The 19,109-nt window shown below is 37.7% G+C and carries 19 protein-coding genes; 14 read left to right on the top strand and 5 right to left on the bottom strand.

What is annotated here, in order from left to right; translation table 11 throughout:
- The first annotated feature begins 398 nt into the window (after positions 1–398).
- Positions 399–1,166 carry a DUF2208 domain-containing protein gene (locus WIW52_RS04590; RefSeq protein WP_337708902.1) on the top strand — a complete coding sequence of 256 codons (768 nt, stop codon included), beginning with the start codon at positions 399–401 and terminating at the stop codon, positions 1,164–1,166.
- Here the strand turns inward: WIW52_RS04590 and WIW52_RS04585 are convergent.
- Positions 1,155–2,447, bottom strand: coding sequence for a cobyrinate a,c-diamide synthase (locus WIW52_RS04585; protein ID WP_337708900.1), 1,293 nt, complete (start codon positions 2,445–2,447; stop codon positions 1,155–1,157). The two genes, WIW52_RS04590 and WIW52_RS04585, sit on opposite strands and share 12 nt — an antisense overlap.
- 35 nt (positions 2,448–2,482) lie before the next feature.
- On the opposite strand from WIW52_RS04585, the gene pcn reads away from it, so the two are divergent.
- The 4 genes from pcn to WIW52_RS04565 are packed head-to-tail and all read left to right on the top strand — an operon-like array spanning position 2,483 to position 5,670.
- Complete coding sequence (gene pcn, locus WIW52_RS04580) at positions 2,483–3,223, top strand: proliferating cell nuclear antigen (pcna) (protein ID WP_337700630.1); 741 nt, start codon at positions 2,483–2,485, stop codon at positions 3,221–3,223.
- Positions 3,223–4,197, top strand: a complete 975-nt coding sequence (locus tag WIW52_RS04575) for a 5-methyltetrahydropteroyltriglutamate--homocysteine methyltransferase (protein ID WP_337700628.1) — start codon at positions 3,223–3,225, stop codon at positions 4,195–4,197. Before pcn ends, WIW52_RS04575 begins: the two co-directional genes overlap by 1 nt.
- Positions 4,190–5,206: a methionine synthase gene (locus WIW52_RS04570; RefSeq protein WP_337708898.1), complete on the top strand. Its 1,017-nt coding sequence runs from the start codon at positions 4,190–4,192 to the stop codon at positions 5,204–5,206. Before WIW52_RS04575 ends, WIW52_RS04570 begins: the two co-directional genes overlap by 8 nt.
- A 5-nt stretch (positions 5,207–5,211) precedes the next feature.
- Positions 5,212–5,670, top strand: a complete 459-nt coding sequence (locus WIW52_RS04565) for a 30S ribosomal protein S15 (protein ID WP_337700624.1) — start codon at positions 5,212–5,214, stop codon at positions 5,668–5,670.
- Here the strand turns inward: WIW52_RS04565 and WIW52_RS04560 are convergent.
- On the bottom strand, positions 5,656–6,009 hold the full coding sequence (locus WIW52_RS04560; protein WP_337700622.1) for a CbiX/SirB N-terminal domain-containing protein: 354 nt from the start codon (positions 6,007–6,009) through the stop codon (positions 5,656–5,658). The genes WIW52_RS04565 and WIW52_RS04560 overlap by 15 nt on opposite strands.
- Before the next feature lie 63 nt (positions 6,010–6,072).
- Between WIW52_RS04560 and WIW52_RS04555 the strand changes: the two genes are divergently transcribed.
- The 6 genes from WIW52_RS04555 to WIW52_RS04530 are packed head-to-tail and all read left to right on the top strand — an operon-like array spanning position 6,073 to position 9,647.
- The gene (locus WIW52_RS04555) at positions 6,073–6,714 is read left to right on the top strand and encodes a 30S ribosomal protein S6e (RefSeq protein WP_337708896.1); all 642 of its coding nucleotides are present in this window, start codon (positions 6,073–6,075) and stop codon (positions 6,712–6,714) included.
- 8 nt (positions 6,715–6,722) lie between these two features.
- Positions 6,723–7,976, top strand: a complete 1,254-nt coding sequence (locus WIW52_RS04550) for a translation initiation factor IF-2 subunit gamma (RefSeq protein ID WP_337708894.1) — start codon at positions 6,723–6,725, stop codon at positions 7,974–7,976.
- A complete protein-coding gene (locus tag WIW52_RS04545) occupies positions 7,955–8,374 on the top strand; it encodes a PIN domain-containing protein (RefSeq protein WP_337708893.1) in 420 nt (139 codons plus the stop codon). Before WIW52_RS04550 ends, WIW52_RS04545 begins: the two co-directional genes overlap by 22 nt.
- 12 nt (positions 8,375–8,386) lie before the next feature.
- The gene (locus WIW52_RS04540) at positions 8,387–8,938 is read left to right on the top strand and encodes a DNA-directed RNA polymerase (RefSeq protein ID WP_337700614.1); all 552 of its coding nucleotides are present in this window, start codon (positions 8,387–8,389) and stop codon (positions 8,936–8,938) included.
- A complete protein-coding gene (gene spt4 / locus WIW52_RS04535) occupies positions 8,938–9,138 on the top strand; it encodes a transcription elongation factor subunit Spt4 (RefSeq protein ID WP_337708892.1) in 201 nt (66 codons plus the stop codon). The genes WIW52_RS04540 and spt4 overlap by 1 nt, the downstream gene beginning before the upstream one ends.
- Positions 9,111–9,647, top strand: coding sequence for a GTP-dependent dephospho-CoA kinase family protein (locus tag WIW52_RS04530; RefSeq protein WP_337708891.1), 537 nt, complete (start codon positions 9,111–9,113; stop codon positions 9,645–9,647). The genes spt4 and WIW52_RS04530 overlap by 28 nt, the downstream gene beginning before the upstream one ends.
- A gap of 64 nt (positions 9,648–9,711) precedes the next feature.
- Here WIW52_RS04530 and WIW52_RS04525 read toward each other — a convergent pair whose 3' ends face one another.
- Together WIW52_RS04525 and WIW52_RS04520 are read right to left on the bottom strand one after the other, a co-directional pair.
- Positions 9,712–10,956 (bottom strand): 2,3-bisphosphoglycerate-independent phosphoglycerate mutase, encoded by a 1,245-nt coding sequence (locus tag WIW52_RS04525; protein WP_337708888.1) that lies wholly within the window; start codon positions 10,954–10,956, stop codon positions 9,712–9,714.
- The gene (locus WIW52_RS04520) at positions 10,953–13,208 is read right to left on the bottom strand and encodes a CDC48 family AAA ATPase (protein WP_337708886.1); all 2,256 of its coding nucleotides are present in this window, start codon (positions 13,206–13,208) and stop codon (positions 10,953–10,955) included. Before WIW52_RS04520 ends, WIW52_RS04525 begins: the two co-directional genes overlap by 4 nt.
- 97 nt (positions 13,209–13,305) lie before the next feature.
- Here WIW52_RS04520 and rgy point away from each other — a divergent pair, with 97 nt between their 5' ends.
- The gene (gene rgy, locus WIW52_RS04515) at positions 13,306–17,043 is read left to right on the top strand and encodes a reverse gyrase (protein ID WP_443295532.1); all 3,738 of its coding nucleotides are present in this window, start codon (positions 13,306–13,308) and stop codon (positions 17,041–17,043) included.
- Between the two features lie 6 nt (positions 17,044–17,049).
- Positions 17,050–17,946, top strand: a complete 897-nt coding sequence (locus tag WIW52_RS04510; protein WP_337708885.1) for a carbon-nitrogen hydrolase family protein — start codon at positions 17,050–17,052, stop codon at positions 17,944–17,946.
- Positions 17,947–17,976: 30 nt separating this feature from the next.
- On the opposite strand, the gene WIW52_RS04505 is transcribed toward WIW52_RS04510, so the two are convergent.
- Positions 17,977–18,303: a 30S ribosomal protein S25e gene (locus WIW52_RS04505; RefSeq protein ID WP_337708884.1), complete on the bottom strand. Its 327-nt coding sequence runs from the start codon at positions 18,301–18,303 to the stop codon at positions 17,977–17,979.
- A 52-nt stretch (positions 18,304–18,355) separates the two neighbouring features.
- Between WIW52_RS04505 and WIW52_RS04500 the strand changes: the two genes are divergently transcribed.
- Entirely contained in the window at positions 18,356–19,105 is a 750-nt protein-coding gene (locus tag WIW52_RS04500) for a TrmB family transcriptional regulator (RefSeq protein WP_337708882.1), read from the top strand.
- Positions 19,106–19,109: the final 4 nt, after the last annotated feature.

Genomic DNA, 19,109 nt, shown 5'->3' with positions numbered 1-19,109 from the left:
ATATGAGTTGTTATAAAAATACATCAGCAAATAGCTGGATGGAATGATAATTTCTGTACAGTTGATTGTTTGAGAAACTACATAATGTAGGGTGCTAGGCAACCTCAGTTTTAAGGCTGAGGTATTATCCGTTACATTAAACGTTAACTGAAATCCGTTAAAATTGTACGTTATGTTTAACTGAGAGTTAACGTAATCCTGAATAACGCTTATCTTTATTTCTAACGACGGTAGGGATATTGTAGAGCTAGTGGAACTCTGGAACCCCGAAAAGACCGTTACTTTATTCACTGACAATAGGATTAATGTAATAAATAGCGCACTAATTACTAAACGTTGTGTAAGAGACATGTTACAACAGATATTTATTACCCCACATTAATAGAGTATGATTAAGTATGTCTGGTTATCCTCAAGGATATCCCAATCCCTACAACTGGAAGATGATACTGATATCGCAAGGGCTAATGATTTTAATGTCTTTTGTTCTATCTCTTTATCCTCAATACTTCTTGCCTGTTTATGTCCTTTATATTGTCGTGATAATGGGGATATCCAGCGTTATGATGGCTAAAAGTAACCCTATGTTAGCGGAGAGAAAATATATGGGTGAGATATACAAGTCAAATACATTGTTTGAAGAGAAGAATGCCGGAAGTCTCATACAGAAGGATATGGAGTATGTTCAGAAAATGCAACAACTTGCCGTAGCTAACTTTAAGTCGTTCGGTATAATGATTTTGTACATAATAATAATATTTCTATTTTATGACTATGTATTATTAAAAATTGTAGATAGTGTAACACAATACGAGAAATTAGCAATTTACTTAATCTACTTTGAAGCTCTGTATCTTTTCAACATGTTCGTCTATCGTAGACTGATAAAAATCCAGATGATGGACGCTATGGCTCCCTCAAGTTATAAAGTAACAGAGAAAGGAATATTATCCACAGATAAAAGCGGCGTATTCTTACATTCGAGGCATTTGGTCAACGCTGAGATAATAGAGAACAGGGAGAAGAAATATGTAGAGATAGATTCTAAAACTTCAAAGCTTCCATACAAAATAAGACTTTACACAAATGATATAGATAGACTCTTGGAAGTTCTTAATAGAGTTAAAAGAATGGAGTTAAAGAGACAACAGACTTCAAATTCGTGAAAAGTATAAGTGAGAATACAATCCTATAGTGTTTTCATATAATACACCATCTTTTCCCTCCCATATACCTTTTCCGATCTTATTTCTGAACGCAAACTGAACATCAGTTCCTACTTGAGTTGGCTTAGAGACGTGAAACTCATGTCCTTTGATTGTGGAAGATGATAGATAATTAATCCTAATCGGCTCTAACTCAGTATAACCTATAGTCAGCCTATCCTTAGTCTTTATCGATATATCGAATACGTTAACCATACGATACGACCTTCCTTGAGCATCGATCAACTCTTTAGAAAGATACATGAGTCCTCCACATTCACCTAGTATTTTAACACCTCGCTCAGAGTTTCTCTTTATCCATTCTTTTGTCAAAGCAGAATTCTCTAACTCTTCTAGATGTAACTCAGGATAACCGCCTCCGATATATATAAAGTCTGGAGTTTCTGTAGGTCTGTCGTTATTTAGAGGGCTAAAGAACTCGAGCTTATATTTTTTCCTTAAGAAGTCTAGGTTAGCTTCATAGTAAAAGTTGAACGCGGAATCCAGTGCAATATAGGCGATTCCCTCTTGTTTAGATTGATCCTCAATAGTCACTTCATTATCTATCGGCTTTGTATCTTGTGAAATTTCTACCAGTCTATCTAAATCTACGTTTTCTTCTACAAGTCTGGAGGCGTAACTAATCACTTCTTCAGCTTTGTTGAAGTCTTCGGTTGTGTATAGACCTAAATGCCTTGATGGAATTGTAAGTTGTTTATCGAAGTTTATGTTGCCGAGAACCTCGATGCCTTCTGGAACTGATCTTTTGCAATAATTAAAGTGAGTAGTTGAACCTACTTGGTTAAATATTACTCCTTTTACATTAGCGTTTCCATACTCTTTCAGTCCTTTTATTATAGCACCTGCCGTGCTAGCTAGGCTACTACAATTTATTACCAGAACTATGGGCGTATGGGTTATTTTGGATAGCTCGTAAGTGCTGTATCTAGTATCAACTCCATCATATAGACCCATCACTCCTTCAATTATACCAAGATGGTAACCCTTGCTGTATTTTGCTAGTGTCTGCTTTACTCCATCCTCTCCCATGAGCCAAATGTCTAGATTGATTGCCGGTGAACCGGTAGCTATTTTTAAGTACTTAGGGTCTATGAAATCCGGTCCAGCTTTAAAAGCCCTCACTTTAAACTTTTTGGATAGTGCTCTGGCTATCCCAGAAGTTATTAGCGTCTTACCTGAGTTACTTCTGTCTGAAGAAATGATTATACGGGGTAGGATCACGCAAAAAATAAGAGCTAAATAACTTAATTTATTTTATGCATGTATATTACGATGATGCACGAGACATAAAGGCTATTATACAAACTCTCACTAAGTTGGTTGATGAAGCTCTTTTCGAAATCAAACCAGAAGGTATAAAATTGACTGCTGTAGATAGGGCAAAAATATCTTTAATTAATATTGATTTACCTGCAGAAATGTTTAAAGAATATGAAGTTCAGGAAGAATACAAATTCGGATTTAACACTCAGTATATGTCGAAACTGATGAAAGCTGTGAAAGGAAAACAAGCAATTTCATTAGATGCAGATAACGAGGAGGTAGTAAAGTTGACTATTATAGGTGCTATAAATCGTGATTTCAATATAAGGAATATTCAAGTTTTACCCCCTGAAATACCAGAAGCCAATTTTGAGTTCGATGTAAAAGCTTCAATTTCCTCGAAAGGTCTGAAAACCGCTATCAGTGAGGTTTCACAAGTTAGTAAAGACAGTGTAACGATATATGCAACTGAAGAAAAGGTAGTAATCAGAGGAGGTGAAGAGAGTAAAGTAGAAAGTGAGTTTACAAAGGAGACCGGTGCTTTGGCTGACATAGAGTTTACTAAAGAGGCAACAGCTACTTATGACATTAATTACATTGACAACGTTTTACAGCTAACTAAACTGTCAGACTATACTAAGCTAGCCTTTTCGGATCAGAAACCTTTGCAAATGGAATTCAGCATGGAAGGAGGGGGGAAAGTTACTTATTTGCTTGCTCCTAAACTATCTTGATGGAGATCTATACAGCACTGGTGGGTAGCTATCCTAGATCTATAAAGATAGCCAAGATAATAACTAGATATAGAAACGGTAATGTCGAAGAGTCTAAAGTAATAGAAGAAATAGATAAATTTCAGAAAGATTTCTTCGGACTAATGGAGGAATATAAAGTAGACTATGTAACAGATGGAATGGTAGAATGGGACGATATAGTAGACTTAACCTACTCTTTTCTCAAGGGTGTTGAAAAGGGAGCGTTAGATAGATTTTTCGATAACAACTTCTACTATCGCCATATTGTAATTAAGTCTAAATTGGAGTACAGAGAATCTAATGATTACGTTAAGTACATGGAATTAGCAAAGAAGAATGTAATGAAAAGTCTGAAATTAAAGGCTGTTATATTAGGGCCGCTGTCATTTACGTATATGTCCAAGAACGTGCACTATAAAGGCAAGACAGAAGATTTAATGATGGATTACTCCTACGTAGTAAACTCTTTACTTAAGGATACGGAGAAATACTATGACGCCGTGGAAATACATGAGCCTTATTTCTTTCAAGATAGAGTGAGAAAGCAAAGATTAGAGAACTTAAAGGAGTACTATAAGACAATGTTTAACGGAATAAATAAAGAAAAACACATTATCACATATTTCAACATAAAGTTCGACGTCATTGACGACTATTTTAAGTTACCAGTAGATGTTTACGGCTTTGATGTAACAGAGGATAACAAACCCATGATTGGAATGCTATACAATATCAGCAAAGATAGGCAAGTGTATTTCGGTGTTTTGGACTCAAGAAACACTAAGTTAGATAAGATCTCTACAATAAAGAGGATTGCAAATAACGCTAAAGAGAAGGGTATAACTAAATTAATCTTGGGGAATTCTACCTTCAACGATTTAATACCTGAGCTCATAGTAAAGAGAAAGTTTAAAATATTACAGAGGGCGAAGGAGATGATACTAAATGGATGAGCTCCCTATTTTACCAACTACGGTAATCGGTAGTTATCCAAGGCCCAAATGGTTAAGAGAAGCTATAAGACTATATCATCAAGGTAAACTTAACGAGCAAGATATGAAGGAAGCGTTTAATGATGCTGTGATAGCAGTGCTCAGAGACCATCAAAAAGCAGGAATAGATATTCCTACAGATGGTGAGATGAGAAGAGATGAAATGGTAGAGTTCTTTGCGGAGAGACTAGGCGGTTTTAGGTTTTACGGCTTCGTTAGGGTATGGGGTGATCATTACTATAGGAAACCATCTGTAGTAGGTAAGATAACGTATAAAGAGCCTATGTTACTCGAAGAAGCCCTATTTGCTAAGGAAGCCAGTTACACTCCTTATCTGAAAGTAACGATTACCGGTCCTTATACAATAGCCGAGTGGTCTTACAATGAATACTACAAGAGTAAGAGAGATCTGGCATTCGATCTGGCAAAAGTACTTAACACTGAAATGAAAAAGCTAGTGGAGGCTGGAATAAAGGTCATCCAAGTTGATGAACCTGCTATCCACACTAGGAAGGATGAAGTAGAATGGGCAGTAGAAGCTGTAAATGAGTCTATTGAGGGAATTGGTGTTAAGGTCGTTATGCACGTGTGTTACGGTGAATATTCGTACCTAGAGCCTTATTTGGACAGATTAAAAGTTGACCAAATTAACCTAGCTCTGAAAAACTACAATTATGAACCAGTGAAACTTTTCGAGAAATGGGATGGTGAAATAGGAGTAGGAGTAATAGACGTTCATAACAGAAGGGTGGAGTCGCCTGAGGAAGTAGCTAATGATTTAAGAATGTTATTGGAACACTTTAAGCCAGAAAGAGTGTGGGTGAACCCCGACTGCGGACTGAAGCTTTTGCCTAGGTCTGTGGCTTTTCAAAAGATGGATAACATGGTGAAGGGTACATTAATAGTGAGAGAAGAACTTAAAAGAAAGGGTTATACTACTACTAATCTGAAACCATTGTTTAACAGGTGAATGACGTGAATAAGAAACGAGCTCATGGTCAAAGTCACTCTACTAGACCCGTCAGGACTGGAGCTCCTAAGTGGGTTAGGTTCACTAGGGAAGAAGTGGAGTTACTTATAGAAGAATTAGCTAAGAAAGGATATCCTCCAAGTATGATAGGGCTCATATTGAGAGACCAATACGGAGTACCACTAGTTAGGCAAATAGCTGGTAAAAAAGTAGTTCAGATATTAGAGGAGAAAGGTTTAGCACCTAAGATTCCAGAAGATTTATACAATTTAATAAAGAAGGCTGTTAACATAAGAAGACACTTGTTTGAGCATCCTAAGGATAAGAAAGCCAAGAGAGGGTTAGAGGAGACCGAGTCTAAGATAAGAAGATTAGTAAGGTACTACGTAGAGGTAGGTAAGTTACCTCAAGGATGGAGATACGAGCCTGAGAAAGCAGAACTTCTCGTTTCAGGAGCTCAATGATTTTTCCACTCTTTCTTTGAGAATTTCTGCAACCCTATGGTCTACTCCTATTGGCTCAGCGACTATTATTTTAACTTTATTTGACACTGATTGAAGCTGTTTAGGAATATCCCTCTTAAAGTGCGTTCCCGCAGCAAAAAGCAGTGGGACTACAACTATACTATCTACACCTTTTTCAATAAGCTTCTTAGCTGCGTCGGTGATACTAGGTTCGTTAAACTCGATGAACCCGTACTCGACTACTGAAAAATACTTTCTAAGTAAGTCAGCATACTTTATTGCAACTTCTTTCCACTCACTAACTTTACTTCCGTGTAAAACTAGTAATACGCCAATCATAGGTCAAATTATTAACTTCGATTTTATATACTTGTGTTTTGATTTAGCTTAAAGGGATAAAGAGTGCCTGACTTCAAGATTGTCATATCTGACCCGCAAACAAAAGAGCCTAAAACAGCTAAGGTTAAAGTTAAAGTATCTGATGCAGTTCAGGTTAATCAGGGAGAGAAGGACGGAAAAGCAATACCCTCGGCCAAACTTAATGAGAAGACTAAACAAGATCTCGGTTTAGACCAGTTCGTGACAGTCGAGATAGAAAAGCAGGAGGGAGATAAAAAGTTAAAAATAAAGGGTCACTTTAAGGTCGAGGTAGATAACTCCGTCCCCCAAAATGAGATATGGATTTCCCAGCAGATGGGAGAGAAATTCGGTGCCAATGAGTTTGAAGCAATAGCTTACAGAACTAAAGCCTTCCAGGTCTCAGTAGACCAGTCAAAAGTCCCCAGTTTAATAGGGGCAAAAATAGGGGATGTAGTTGACGTAAACATATCCGGAGTACCCCTGAAACTTAAGATAACCGGTGGGTCAGATAACTCAGGCTTCCCGATGAGATTTGACGTTCAAGGCGGTGCTAAAAGGAGGCTGTTACTGAGCTCCCCTCCCGGTTTCTATCCTACTGAAGACGGTATGAGAAAGAAGAAGACCGTTCGCGGAAATATGATCACTGCTGAAATAGTTCAGGTTAATACTATATTAGTTAGGTGAAAAAACTTTTGTCTTGGCCACAAGTTCAGCCAGAAGTAAACATAGGTGTAGTAGGTCACGTTGATCACGGTAAGACTACTTTAGTTCAAGCTATTACTGGAATATGGACTTCAAAACACTCAGAGGAATTAAAAAGAGGAATGACAATCAAGTTAGGTTACGCTGAAGCGAATATAGGATTTTGTGAGAGTTGTAAAGTCCCAGAGGCGTATGTTACTGAGCCCTCATGTGCACATTGTGGTAGTACTGAAGAGCCTAAGTTTCTGAGAAAAGTTTCTTTCATTGACGCTCCAGGTCACGAAGTCCTAATGGCTACTATGTTATCTGGAGCGGCTCTGATGGATGGTGCTATTTTAGTTGTAGCTGCAAACGAACCTTTTCCTCAGCCTCAAACTAGAGAACATTTTTTTGCGTTAGGTATTATAAATATTAAAAACCTAATTATTGTTCAAAACAAGGTCGATGTAGTACCTAAGGAGGAGGCTATAAAACAATACAAACAAATCAGGGGGTTCCTTAAGGGGACATGGGCGGAAGGTGCGCCAATAATACCTGTAAGTGCTCTTCACAAAATAAATATTGATGCATTAATTGAAAGTATACAAAAATACATACCTACACCAGAGAGGGACTTATCTAAACCTCCTATAATGTTAGTAATAAGGAGTTTCGATGTTAATAAGCCTGGAACATCTTATAATGAGTTAAAAGGAGGTGTATTAGGAGGCAGTATAATACAAGGTAAATTAGAGGTAGGAGACGAGATAAAAGTATTACCAGGTATTAGAATAGAGAAGTCTGGCGGTAAAGTAGAGTATCAGCCCTTGTATTCAAGAATAACTTCCATTAGGTTCTCAGACCTTGAAGTAAAGGAGGCAAAACCAGGTGGATTGATGGCAATAGGTACTGAATTAGATCCCTCTTATGTTAAAGCCGATAGCTTAGTTGGAAGCGTTGTAGTGAAAGCCAACCATGATGTACCCGTACTTTTTGACATGGTCATTGAAGACTATCAGCTTTTAGAACGGGTAGTAGGTAGTAAAGAACTGATAAAAGTAGATAATTTAAAACCGAAGGAAACGATCATGATCACTATAGGTTCTTCAACTACACTTGGTGTAATTAAGTCCATAAAATCGAATAGGATAGAAGTTGAGCTTAAGAGACCTATTGTGGCGTGGGATAAAGGTCTTAGAGCTGTGATAAGTAGGCAGATAGGAGGAAGATGGAGATTAGTGGGATGGGGTCTAATCAATTTCTGAAGATTCTCGTAGATACAAATATTCTGTTATATGTTTACGATAGGTTTGACCCATTTGAAAGAGTTGTTCGGTTTTTAGATTATAAACCGGCTTTTTATCTAACTAAATCTGTCTTAAAAGAGTTAAGAAAATTAGCCGAAGTAGGCGGTCCTTTAATGCAAATGAAAGTTCAAGTTGCATTAAAGTATCTAGACGCGTATAGAAATTATTGGAGTGAGATAGATGAGGAGGACAATAATATTGACGTGGATACTCACTTGCTAAAGGTAAGTAAGAAATATGATATGGCGATATTTACGAACGATTTATCTTTAAGACGAAGAGCGTTAAAAATGGGTATAAAAGTTTTATACCTTAGGCAGAAGAGTAAAAATATAAGTCTTAGTTTTATTATCTAGTCTGATACCTCTATGTTTAAACTCATTAAAGCCAAGGGTATCGTTAGAATACCTCCAGACTACTTCGGTCAGCCTATCGATGATGTCGCGTTACAAATTCTGAGACAAGAATACCAAGAAAAAGTATTAAAGGATATCGGACTTGTACTCGGCGTGTTTGATGCTAAAGCAAACGAGGAAGGATATATAATCTTCGGAGACGGCGCAACTTACCATGAGGTAGAGTTCAATATGTTAGTTTATGCACCAATGATGCATGAAATAGTTGAAGGTGAGGTGAATCAAGTAGATAACTATGGTATATACGTCAATATAGGTCCGGTTGACGGTCTAGTTCATATATCACAAATAACTGACGATAACCTGAAATTTGATCAAAATAGAGGTATTCTTATAGGAGAGAGGTCTAAGAAGGTCATTCAGAAGGGAGATAGAGTGAGAGCACGGATAATTAGCATATCAGTAGGAGGTTCTAGAATGCCAAGGATAGCCCTAACAATGAAGCAACCATTCTTAGGTAAATTAGAGTGGATAAACCAAGAACTCTCAAAGGCGAGTAAGTGATGCCAGAAAAGAAGATATTCAAGGCTTGTAAAAATTGTAGAGCACTAGTACCCTTGGAGACAGTTACATGCCCTATCTGTAACTCAACGTCTTTCAGTGAGGATTGGAGTGGGATGGTTATCATAATAAGCCAAGATTCTGAAGTAGCAAAGGTCTTTGGGGCATCGACACCGTGGAGATACGCGATTACAGTCAAGTAGATTATTGTTTTATTTTACCTCAAGAACTGAGAAACCAATTGGCAAAACCGTACGGTATTCTTTTCGCAAACAATGCCGAACTTCTCCACTTTCTTAAATCTAGGAAAAACTCGAGAATAATAACAGTTGGTGATGTTGTAACTAAGACTGTATTAGACCTTAACTTAACTCCTTTTCTGTCATTAGTAGACGGAAAAACTAGGCGTAAGTTTAATATTGAAAAGAGGACAGTCATGGAAAGGGTAAAAAACGAAGCCGGGCTGATAAGGTTATCAGCAATTTCGAAAATTAAAGAACTGCTTGAGATTGACTCGGATGCTAGTAAGGTCGTGTATGTGGAGGGTGAAGAGGATTTATTAGTAATTCCAATAGTAATTTACGGAAAAGACGGAGATATTATACTTTATGGTCAACCGTATGCAGGAGCCGTTGTCCTAATAATAGACGATCTAATAAGAAGAAGAGTAATGGAAATCTTCACCAAGTTTAGGATAGTTAAGTGTGAATAAAAACATCCGACCTGCGCGGGCTCATCACTTGTCAGCCCTTTCGAGCTTCTTCATCTTTGTTTCTTTACGCACCGTATTTTTCTGCTCTATAAGAGTAGTTAAGTAATAAGTTCATTACATCAAGCCCCCTTATTCTTAGAGTTCCCTTTCGAGCTTCTCTTTCGTTGAAGTCCTTAACGTCATCGAAGACTAAATTACTATATGGTATATAGAGCATAAACGGTACTGGATCCCCCGTGTGTTCTCTAACTTCTACTGGTGTGGCATGATCTCCAGTTATTGCAATTACTATCTCACTTCCAAATCTATCAAGAATTTTTCCGATCATTTTGTCAATCATCTCTATAGCATATTTTTTACCTTCCACATTTCCGTCATGAGAAGCTGCGTCCGTAGCCTTTAAGTGCAAAAAGACGAAGTCGTAGTCGTTCAGCAATTTCGCAGCCTCCTCTGCCTTACCGATGTAATTGGTGTCCAATCCTCCGGTGGCCCCAACTGGGGTCACTACTTTCATTCCTAACTGCTCGCATATTCCCTTAATTAACGCAGTTGCAGAAACTGCTGCAGCCTTCAGCTTAGTGTAGCTTTCGAACGCGGGTAATTCTTCGTACTCCGAAGCTCCTCTTAGTAAGATAATATTAGCCGGTAGTTCTCCCTTTTCTATTCTCTTCTTGTTATACTCAGATTGTGAAAGGACTTCGTAAATCCTCTTCGTAAGTTTATTTACTATCTCGGCTGTCCTTTTTGCTGCATCACTATTTGTTAGTGGGCGGCTATCAAGAACTTTTTTACCGACTTCATGGGGGTCTGTGTCGGATATTTTATCGCTCAGACCTTTACCTCTCAATACTATAGCTACTCTATGTTCTGTACCATGGAAGAACTTCACTTCAACTCCATCGATCTCTTTTATTTTCTCGTTGAGCTCTCTTACGAGGTCTTCAGCCTCTTCTATCTTTCTACCAGCCCTCCTATCCTTAACTACGAACTCATTGTCTACTGTTGCAAAATTACCCCTAAAAGCTACATCTCCTCCTTTTAACCTAGCCCCAGCTCCTATAGCTTCAAATGCTCCTCTTCCTTTGTAGAACTTTTTTGGATCTAGGCCAAATATAGAAAGATGGGAAGTGTCACTTCCTGCAACTACACCCGGTGAAATAGGATCCATCATACCGACTAGTGAAGATTTAAGCAACTCCCTCACAGTAGGTTTGTCTACAGCTTCTAAAGGTGTCTTATAATTCAACTTACTTACTGGTCTGTCACCTAATCCGTCGGCAATGAAAAGAAGAATCTTGTAGTGTTTCATGCTATCGACCTCTTCAATTCCTTAGCCATTCTCTCATATCTTTGTATATCAGCTTGGGTTACACTAGCTCTCACTATCTCAAGTGCCTTCATGAAATCTGATTTAGTTACTTTAACTTGTGCTTTATTATTCATACATTCTCTCATATTCTTTAAGTAACATTCTTCACTATTATCTTTACCTTGGCAAGAATTTCTAACTTGTTGGTCACAATCTCTATAAGCTTGCCTCATGGCGTTAATTGTAGCTTCTCTTACTAAAGCCTCTAAGTCTGCTCCAGTATATCCTTCCGTCTTTTCGGCTATCTCCTCTAATGTTACGTCTTCGGCTAGTGGGACGTTCTTTGTGTGTACTTTTAGTATTTCTAGTCTTGCTTTTTTGTCCGGTGGTGGTACGTAGATTAGTCTGTCGAATCTACCTGGTCTGAGTAATGCAGGGTCTAAGATATCAGGCCTATTAGTAGCAGCAATAACAACAACATTCTCAAGTTTCTCTATCCCGTCCATTTCAGCTAATAGCTGGTTGACTATTCTTTCAGTAACACCACTATCTACTGAGAGTCCTCTCATTGGTGCTATTGCGTCTATTTCGTCGAAGAATATTACTGTTGGTGCTGCTTGTCTTGCTTTTCTGAATATTTCTCTTATTGCTTTTTCGCTTTCTCCTACCCATTTTGATAGTACTTCTGGTCCTCTTACTGCTATGAAGTTTGCTCCGCTTTCTGTTGCTACTGCTTTTGCCAGCATTGTTTTACCAGTCCCAGGTGGGCCGAATAAAAGAATACCCTTAGGCGGAGTTATACCGCTCTTTGTAAATAACTCTGGGAACCTTAGAGGCCACTCAGCAGCTTCGCGGAGCTGTTGTTTGACATCGTCTAACCCACCTATATCTGACCATCTGACCTTCGGAACTTCTACGTAAACCTCACGTAATAATGAAGGCTGTATACTTTTCATTGCATCTAAGAAGTCTTGCATTGTCACTTTCAATTCCTTTAATATATCAGCAGGAATAGTTTGCTGTTCTAAGTTCAGTTTCTTCTCTTGTATAAATCTTCTCAAAGCTGATATAGCTGCCTCCTTAGCTAATGCTGCTAGATCAGCTCCAGTATATCCGTACGTCATTTCAGCTAACTTATCAAGGTCTACATCTTCTCCTAAAGGCATATTTCTGGTGTGTACTTGTAATATCTCCTTTCTTCCCTTGGTATCAGGTGGTCTTATTTCAATCTCTCTATCGAATCTCCCAGGCCTTCTAAGAGCTGGGTCAATGTCGTCTGGTCTGTTAGTAGCTCCAATGACTATTACTTTTCCTCTACCCTTTATCCCGTCCATTAATGTCAGAAGTTGTGCTACTACTCTCTTTTCTACTTCTCCGGTCACTTCTTCTCTTTTAGGTGCTATTGCGTCTATTTCATCAATGAATATAATCGCAGGTGCGTTTTTCTCAGCCTCTTGGAATATCTCTCTTAATCTTTGTTCGCTCTCGCCATAGAACTTACTCATAATTTCAGGTCCGTTAATAGTAATAAAGTAAGCTCCGATCTCGTTGGCTAATGCCCTTGCTAGTAAAGTTTTTCCTACACCTGGAGGACCGTAAAGAAGAATTCCTTTAGGTGGTTCAATACCTAACCTCTGGAATAGCTCAGGATGTCTCATAGGCCACTCGGCAATTTCCCTTATCTTCTGCTTAGCTTCTTCTAAATCTCCTATATCTTCCCAAGTTACTCTAGGATAACTTATACTCCCTTCTTTCACCGGTTCTTCCTTAATTTCTACATTCGTGTCAGGAGTTATGTGCACATAATTTGATGGTTGCGTACTTATTACTACCAACTCTACGATTCCAGTGTAAACAGGTATAGGAATTATATCACCTTTAGTTACCGGTTTGTCTATTAATTGATCCTTAACATACTCTACAAAACTATAATCGAAACGTATGGGTTGGGTCGGTGCTAAAACTACTTTATTTGCAGGTGTTACATTAGCCTTTCTTACTATAACTTCATCCCCAATCCCCACACCAATATTCTTTCTAACATATCCGTCGATCCTGATTTCGTCATCGTCAATATCATCAGATGCTGGAAAAGCTTGCATTACGGTAGTAGCGTTAGGGCCGGACACTTCAATGTAATCACCGAACTGGACTCCTAACTTTGCCATAGCCCTTTCTGATAACCTAGCGATCTTCTTTCCTACGTCTCTTTGTCTCGCTTCGCTTACTTTAAACTTCAAACTTTGGCTCATATTGTGATGTGATCATATTTTCGTTATTAAATAAGCTATCTGTGCCTTTAAGGCACCAAGTAGTAGATATTTAAATATCTAACTAATTTAGTGAATAATGAGTATAAACTTGAGGGAGATTCCCCCATCTATATATAAGTCGAGTTGCCCGAATTGTGGAGGAGCTATTTCATCTTCCAGACTGAGTAAAGGTTCAGTATGTACTAGGTGTTTTTCTAATGATGAGGCTGAATTTCACAGCCTAAACGACTTGATAAAAGCTTTGAAAAGTGCTAGTACTTTGAGCAAGCTTTCAAAGGAAAGTGAGATTCTGTCCGAATTTAATGTGTTTAGTGAAATATTCAGAACAGCCATAGGTTATCCCCCTTATGGTCCTCAGAAGAGTTGGATCATAAGACTCTTACGAAATGACAGTTTCGCAATTATAGCTCCACCAGGTTTAGGAAAGACTACCTTCGGTCTAGTCGCTTCATTATATTATGCAAATAAAAAGAAGAAATCCATAATAATATTTCCAACCAAGAGTCTAGTTAAACAAGCACTTGATAAACTGTCGACTTTTTCCTCTAATTCTGGTATAGAAGCAAAAATAATATATTATCACTCAGGTCTTACAGAGTCACAAAGGCAAGAGCTTAATAAGAGTTTGTATTCGAATGAGTTCGACATTTTCATCTCAACTAATCGTTTTGTGATAGATCATATAGATAGTTTATCTAATCTAAAATACGACTTTCTATTTGTAGATGACGTTGATACTGCACTGAAATCTAGTAAAAGTGCACGAGCGGTTTTACGCCTTGTGGGATTTTCGCAAGATGCGATGGACAAAGTCAGGGAACTGATGAAAGTTAAGGATACAGACATTCTGTTCTCTGAGATAGAAAAAATCAGGAAAGGAATTGTAGGAAACAAAACTGTGGTTTTCTCTTCAGCAACACTAACTAAGGGTAACCCCGTTTTCTCCCTACTTATGGGTTTTAAGCCTGGAAGCTCAGTAATATATTTGCGAAAAATAATCGATGCTTATACTGAATTACCCACTAACGATAATGAAGTTATAAGATTGTTAAAAGAGTTATTATCGAGGCTCGGCAGTGGTGGTCTTATATTCGTCCCAGTTGATAAGGGTCAAGAATATGCTAAGTTTTTAGAGGAAAGTCTTTCAAAAGATTTTAGCATAGCAGCGGTTGCTTCATCGAGCACTTCTAAAATAGAGGAATTTGCTGAAGGTAAGATTGATATCCTTATAGGCTCAACAACTCATTATGGTATCTTAGTAAGGGGAATTGATTTACCGTGGAGAATTAAATATGCAATATTCGTAGGAATTCCGAAATTCAAGTTCAGAATAGGAGAGACTATAAATCTAGTTACTTTAAGTAGAATTCTAAGTATAATTGCTCTCATTACTAAGGATCAGGAGATCATTAGACTAGCTGGTCACATTAGACGAAAGATCAGGAGATTATCTCCAGCAGCTCTCGCATTGTTAAGTCAACAAGCCAGAGAGGGAAAACTAGAGGATGACACACTAATAAAGGCTTATGGGATTGTTAACTCTTATCTCCAGAACGAGGATATTCTTAAGAAAATAAGTGAAACGGGAGATTTTGTAATCTCGAACGGAAATATATTAATTCCAGATTACTTAACTTATATACAAGCTAGCGGGAGAACATCTAGAATTTATGGTGGAGATCTGACAACTGGCCTTTCAATACTGCTAGTAGACGATAGAAACTTATTTGAAATATTTAATAGAAAGATTTCCTTAATACTAGATGAAATAAACTGGAAGGAACTTGATTTAAATTCATGGAAGATAGGAAATGTAGAACTGTCTGAGATCATTAATGGTATTAACGAAGAAAGAGAGAAGATACTCAAGATCAAGAAAGAAGGAGGTATTACTCCCTTACTCGGAAAGGTTAAAACAGTACTATTAATTGTGGAATCGCCGAATAAGGCTAAAACCATATCTAATTTCTTTTCAAGACCCAGTACTAGGCAAGTAGGAAATCTTAGGGTTTACGAAACAGTTCTGGAGGATAAGATTCTAATGGTAACCGCGTCTGGCGGACATGTTTACGATCTCACAACTGATAACATAGGAATTTATGGAGTAGATGTCAAAATAAGTGAAGATGGTTCGGCGCTATTTCTACCTTACTATAACACAATTAAAAGGTGTAAAAACGGTCATCAATTCACTGATTATGATAAAGGTGGTAAGTGTCCTAAATGCGGGACTACTGATATCATTACGGATAAGACGTATACAGTAGAAAATCTAAGAAAACTATCTTTAGAAGTTGACGAAATATTAATAGGAACTGATCCTGACACAGAGGGAGAGAAAATAGCTTGGGATTTGTACTTAGCGTTGAGACCTTATAACAATAATATTAGGAGAGCTGAATTCCATGAAGTTACAAGAAGGGCTATTATTCAAGCTATATCTAGCCCCAGAGAATTTAACGTGAACCTCGTGGAGTCTCAAATAGTAAGGAGAATAGAAGACAGATGGATAGGATTTAAACTTTCTCAAAAGGTTCAAACTGAGTTCTGGCCGAAATATTGTACAGAAGAAAAAGAAAGAGCTAGAAGCAAGTACTACAATCAGAGTACAGATTGTTCAGAGAACAGAAACTTAAGTGCTGGCAGAGTTCAGACACCAGTACTTAACTGGATAGTAACTAGATACGATGAGTATAACAAGACTAAAACTAGGGTCTATTACGGAAGAATAAAAGGGCTCGAGGATATAACTTTCTATGTCCAAAGGCAAGAAGGAGTTAGAAAGAACAACGTCGTTACAGTAACATTTAAGGAAATAAGTGAGGTAATTGAGGACTTCGGACCTTTACCCCCCTATACTACTGATACTCTACTTTCAGATGCCAACAATTTCTTCGGGCTATCTGCTCCAGAAACAATGAGGATTGCACAAGACCTATTCGAACTAGGTCTGATAACATACCACAGAACCGATAGTACAAGAATCTCTAACGTAGGAATATCAATAGCTGAAAACTATCTTAAGCAAGTTCTAGGTCAGAATTATGAAAAGGTATTCAAACCGAGGACTTGGGGAGAAGACGGCGCTCATGAAGGAATAAGGCCAACTAAGCCCTTAGATGTGGATCAGCTTAGACTCATGATTGAGGATGGAGACTTAGAGTTAGCTAAACCCCTTACGTCCAACCATTTCAAGGTTTACGATCTTGTGTTCAGGAGGTTCATATCTAGTCAAATTGTCCCCTTAAAAGTTAGAAAAGAGGTTGTAAAGTTTGAAATTAAAGATGAAGAGGGGAATCCCATACCACTAGAACAGAATTATGTGGAGTTAGTTACGAGTTACTCCCTTCCAGTACAAATAGATAATATAACGAAGTTTATCTATCAGCCTGTAAGACGCCTATCTAAGTCATTGGTTTCAAGGTTGAAAGATCTTGGCTGTGAATCATTACCTTGTGATTTCGGTTTGTCTTTAGAAGGTTCGTTCTTGAGGAGCAAGGTAAATTTATATACTCAAGCTGATTTGGTCATAGAAATGAAAAATAAAGAGATCGGAAGGCCTAGCACTTATGCAACGATTATTAATACGATTCTTAAGAGGCGTTATGCGATAGAAAGTAAAAAAACTAAGAAAATGATTCCTACATCTTTAGGTAAGGCCGTAAATAAATATTTAAATGAAAAGTATGGTAAGTTTGTATCAGAAGAGAGAACAAGAAAGTTACTTCAGCTGATGGATATGATTGAAGCTGGTAAAGAGAGATATGACTATGTACTAAAACAAATATATGAAGAAATAAATGAAATTAGGTGAGAATGAATGCTTATAGGATTATTACACCTTAAGCTTAAAGAGGCTAGCAAAAAAGCCAACGTCGAAAAGGCAAAGAAACTGATAAAGGAGGCGAAGGAAAGGGGTGCCAAATTAGTTATCTTACCCTCTTTATTTCCAGTAGGAAACATTTTTGAAATTTATGAAAATGATAAGAAGTCTAAGAGTATTATAAGGAATCTCTCGGAAAAAATTCCGGGTACTATTACGGATACGTTGATAAATTTAGCCACCGAAGGCGAAATCCATCTAGTTGCAGGTCCAATTTTAGAACAGGCAGGTCCAAAGGTATTTCTTACCACCCTTATCATCTCACCCCAAGGTGAGATAATTGGCAAGTATAGGAAGGTAATTATTTCCGAAAAAGACGTGAGACTCGGGATATCCTCTGGAAAAGAGCCTGTATTCATGTCTTTAGACAAAAGATACGGGATTTTAGCTGAAGACGATATTTTCTCTCCTGAAATTAACAGAGTTTTAGCTCTTGGTAATGCGTCTGCTATTATCGGGTCGATAAAAGCGTACGCTAGGAGTCCAGATATAGTTAAGTACGTTGCCATAGCTAGAACCCTAGAGAATGGCATGCCGTATATACTGGTTGGTGAGGTAATAGAGGACGAAAACGGTGAAATAATAGGCTCGTCACCTACTTTTGTAACTAGTACTAACTCTCTAATCTATAAACAAGCTGAGGATGAAGACACCGTACTATATGTAGAGACTACTGTGCTAATGCAAGAGAGTTCTAAGGAACGTATAGGCAAGATAAATAACATTGAGACGATATTACAAGGACTGTGTAAGAACATAAAGAAAATGAAAGCTATGGAAAGGAAAAAGATAAACCAAGAAGACAGACACGAAAAAGAAGAGGAAGAAGAGTAACTTTTATGCTCTTTAGTAAAACATGTGGTTTTAAGAGCTAGTTATGTAAACTACTGTCCTCCTATTTTTCACTACTTGTGATATCATTCCTTGTCTCTCGAGTTCCTCTAATATCTTCTTAGCAACGCTTATGTTGACATTAATCTTATTTGCAAGAACATAAGGTGTGATTATTTTTTCCTTCTTTAATTCCTCTTGAACTTTATTTATAGTATCCTTATCAACTGTGATAGCCTTAGAGGTAACTTCCTTACCGGTCTTGCTTGTTTTCTTCTGAGCTTTCTTCTGGGTTTCCTCTTGTTGCTTCTTTAATCTCTTCTCTATATTGCTAATTGGTTTCTTGCTCGCACCACCCATTGGATTCCCACTAAATTTAAGTTAGTAATTTGAGAGTATTAAACGTTACTTTATGGGACAAGACTTACCTATTGATGATATAATAGGCCGTATTAGTAAGTTGGCTTCTGGGCTAGGGATAAGTAGAAATGAGCTAAAGGTTTACTTCCTACTCCTTATTAACGGTAAGATGACAGCTAGAGAGATCTCTGATAGGATCGGGATTTCGTATACGAAAATTTACCCAGTATTGTCTAGGCTAGAGGGGAGAGGATGGATTAAGAGAGTAGGTAAAAAGCCAGCTATGTTTGCGGCTAATTCTTTGGTTGACGTATGGTCTACTGTAAAGAAGAACATTCTTGAATCAGTAGAGAAAATAGAGAAAGAAGTTATAACCCCGCTTTCATTACTGCTATCTACTCAACCGTCGTTGTACAACATAATGTTAATACCTCCTGATAGCGTGCAGATGAGTTTTCAGCAAACTCTCAAAGAACAATCGTCAATATACTATCTAGCAATATCTTTCGACGAACTTTTAACAGAAGAGGTAATAAAGCTTCTAGAGGCTAACGCTTATAAGAGTGACGTCAAGCTAATACTCATAAAACCCAGAGAAATCCCTCCGATAATTAACTTCAAAATCACTGAATCAATGTTCGGTAGTGGCATTATAACAAATAGATCCATAATGTTAATAGTAAAATCCTCTGAAAACATCCTTTATGGCTTGTACTCAACTCATGTGTATTTCATAGAGATCGGTAAGGTGTACTTCAATTATTTGTGGGAAAGGTCAGGTAAACAAGGGAATAATGCTTAAAAAT

Source organism: Stygiolobus sp. RP850M (genome assembly GCF_037389295.1).
In the GTDB taxonomy this organism is placed as follows: domain Archaea; phylum Thermoproteota; class Thermoprotei_A; order Sulfolobales; family Sulfolobaceae; genus Stygiolobus.
Note: the sequence above shows the minus strand (reverse complement) of the source record. Positions and strands in the feature narration are given on the sequence as shown.

What these genes read in the sequence shown, in the direction of transcription:
- WIW52_RS04590 (WP_337708902.1), top strand. Translation starts at nt 399, where the DNA reads ATGTCTGGTTATCCTCAAGGATATCCCAATCCCTACAACTGGAAGATG.
- pcn (WP_337700630.1), top strand. Translation starts at nt 2,483, where the DNA reads ATGCATGTATATTACGATGATGCACGAGACATAAAGGCTATTATACAA.
- WIW52_RS04575 (WP_337700628.1), top strand. Translation starts at nt 3,223, where the DNA reads ATGGAGATCTATACAGCACTGGTGGGTAGCTATCCTAGATCTATAAAG.
- WIW52_RS04570 (WP_337708898.1), top strand. Translation starts at nt 4,190, where the DNA reads ATGGATGAGCTCCCTATTTTACCAACTACGGTAATCGGTAGTTATCCA.
- WIW52_RS04560 (WP_337700622.1), bottom strand. Translation starts at nt 6,009, where the DNA reads ATGATTGGCGTATTACTAGTTTTACACGGAAGTAAAGTTAGTGAGTGG.
- WIW52_RS04545 (WP_337708893.1), top strand. Translation starts at nt 7,955, where the DNA reads ATGGGGTCTAATCAATTTCTGAAGATTCTCGTAGATACAAATATTCTG.
- WIW52_RS04540 (WP_337700614.1), top strand. Translation starts at nt 8,387, where the DNA reads ATGTTTAAACTCATTAAAGCCAAGGGTATCGTTAGAATACCTCCAGAC.
- spt4 (WP_337708892.1), top strand. Translation starts at nt 8,938, where the DNA reads ATGCCAGAAAAGAAGATATTCAAGGCTTGTAAAAATTGTAGAGCACTA.
- WIW52_RS04525 (WP_337708888.1), bottom strand. Translation starts at nt 10,956, where the DNA reads ATGAAACACTACAAGATTCTTCTTTTCATTGCCGACGGATTAGGTGAC.
- WIW52_RS04520 (WP_337708886.1), bottom strand. Translation starts at nt 13,208, where the DNA reads ATGAGCCAAAGTTTGAAGTTTAAAGTAAGCGAAGCGAGACAAAGAGAC.
- rgy (WP_443295532.1), top strand. Translation starts at nt 13,306, where the DNA reads ATGAGTATAAACTTGAGGGAGATTCCCCCATCTATATATAAGTCGAGT.
- WIW52_RS04510 (WP_337708885.1), top strand. Translation starts at nt 17,050, where the DNA reads ATGCTTATAGGATTATTACACCTTAAGCTTAAAGAGGCTAGCAAAAAA.
- WIW52_RS04505 (WP_337708884.1), bottom strand. Translation starts at nt 18,303, where the DNA reads ATGGGTGGTGCGAGCAAGAAACCAATTAGCAATATAGAGAAGAGATTA.
- WIW52_RS04500 (WP_337708882.1), top strand. Translation starts at nt 18,356, where the DNA reads ATGGGACAAGACTTACCTATTGATGATATAATAGGCCGTATTAGTAAG.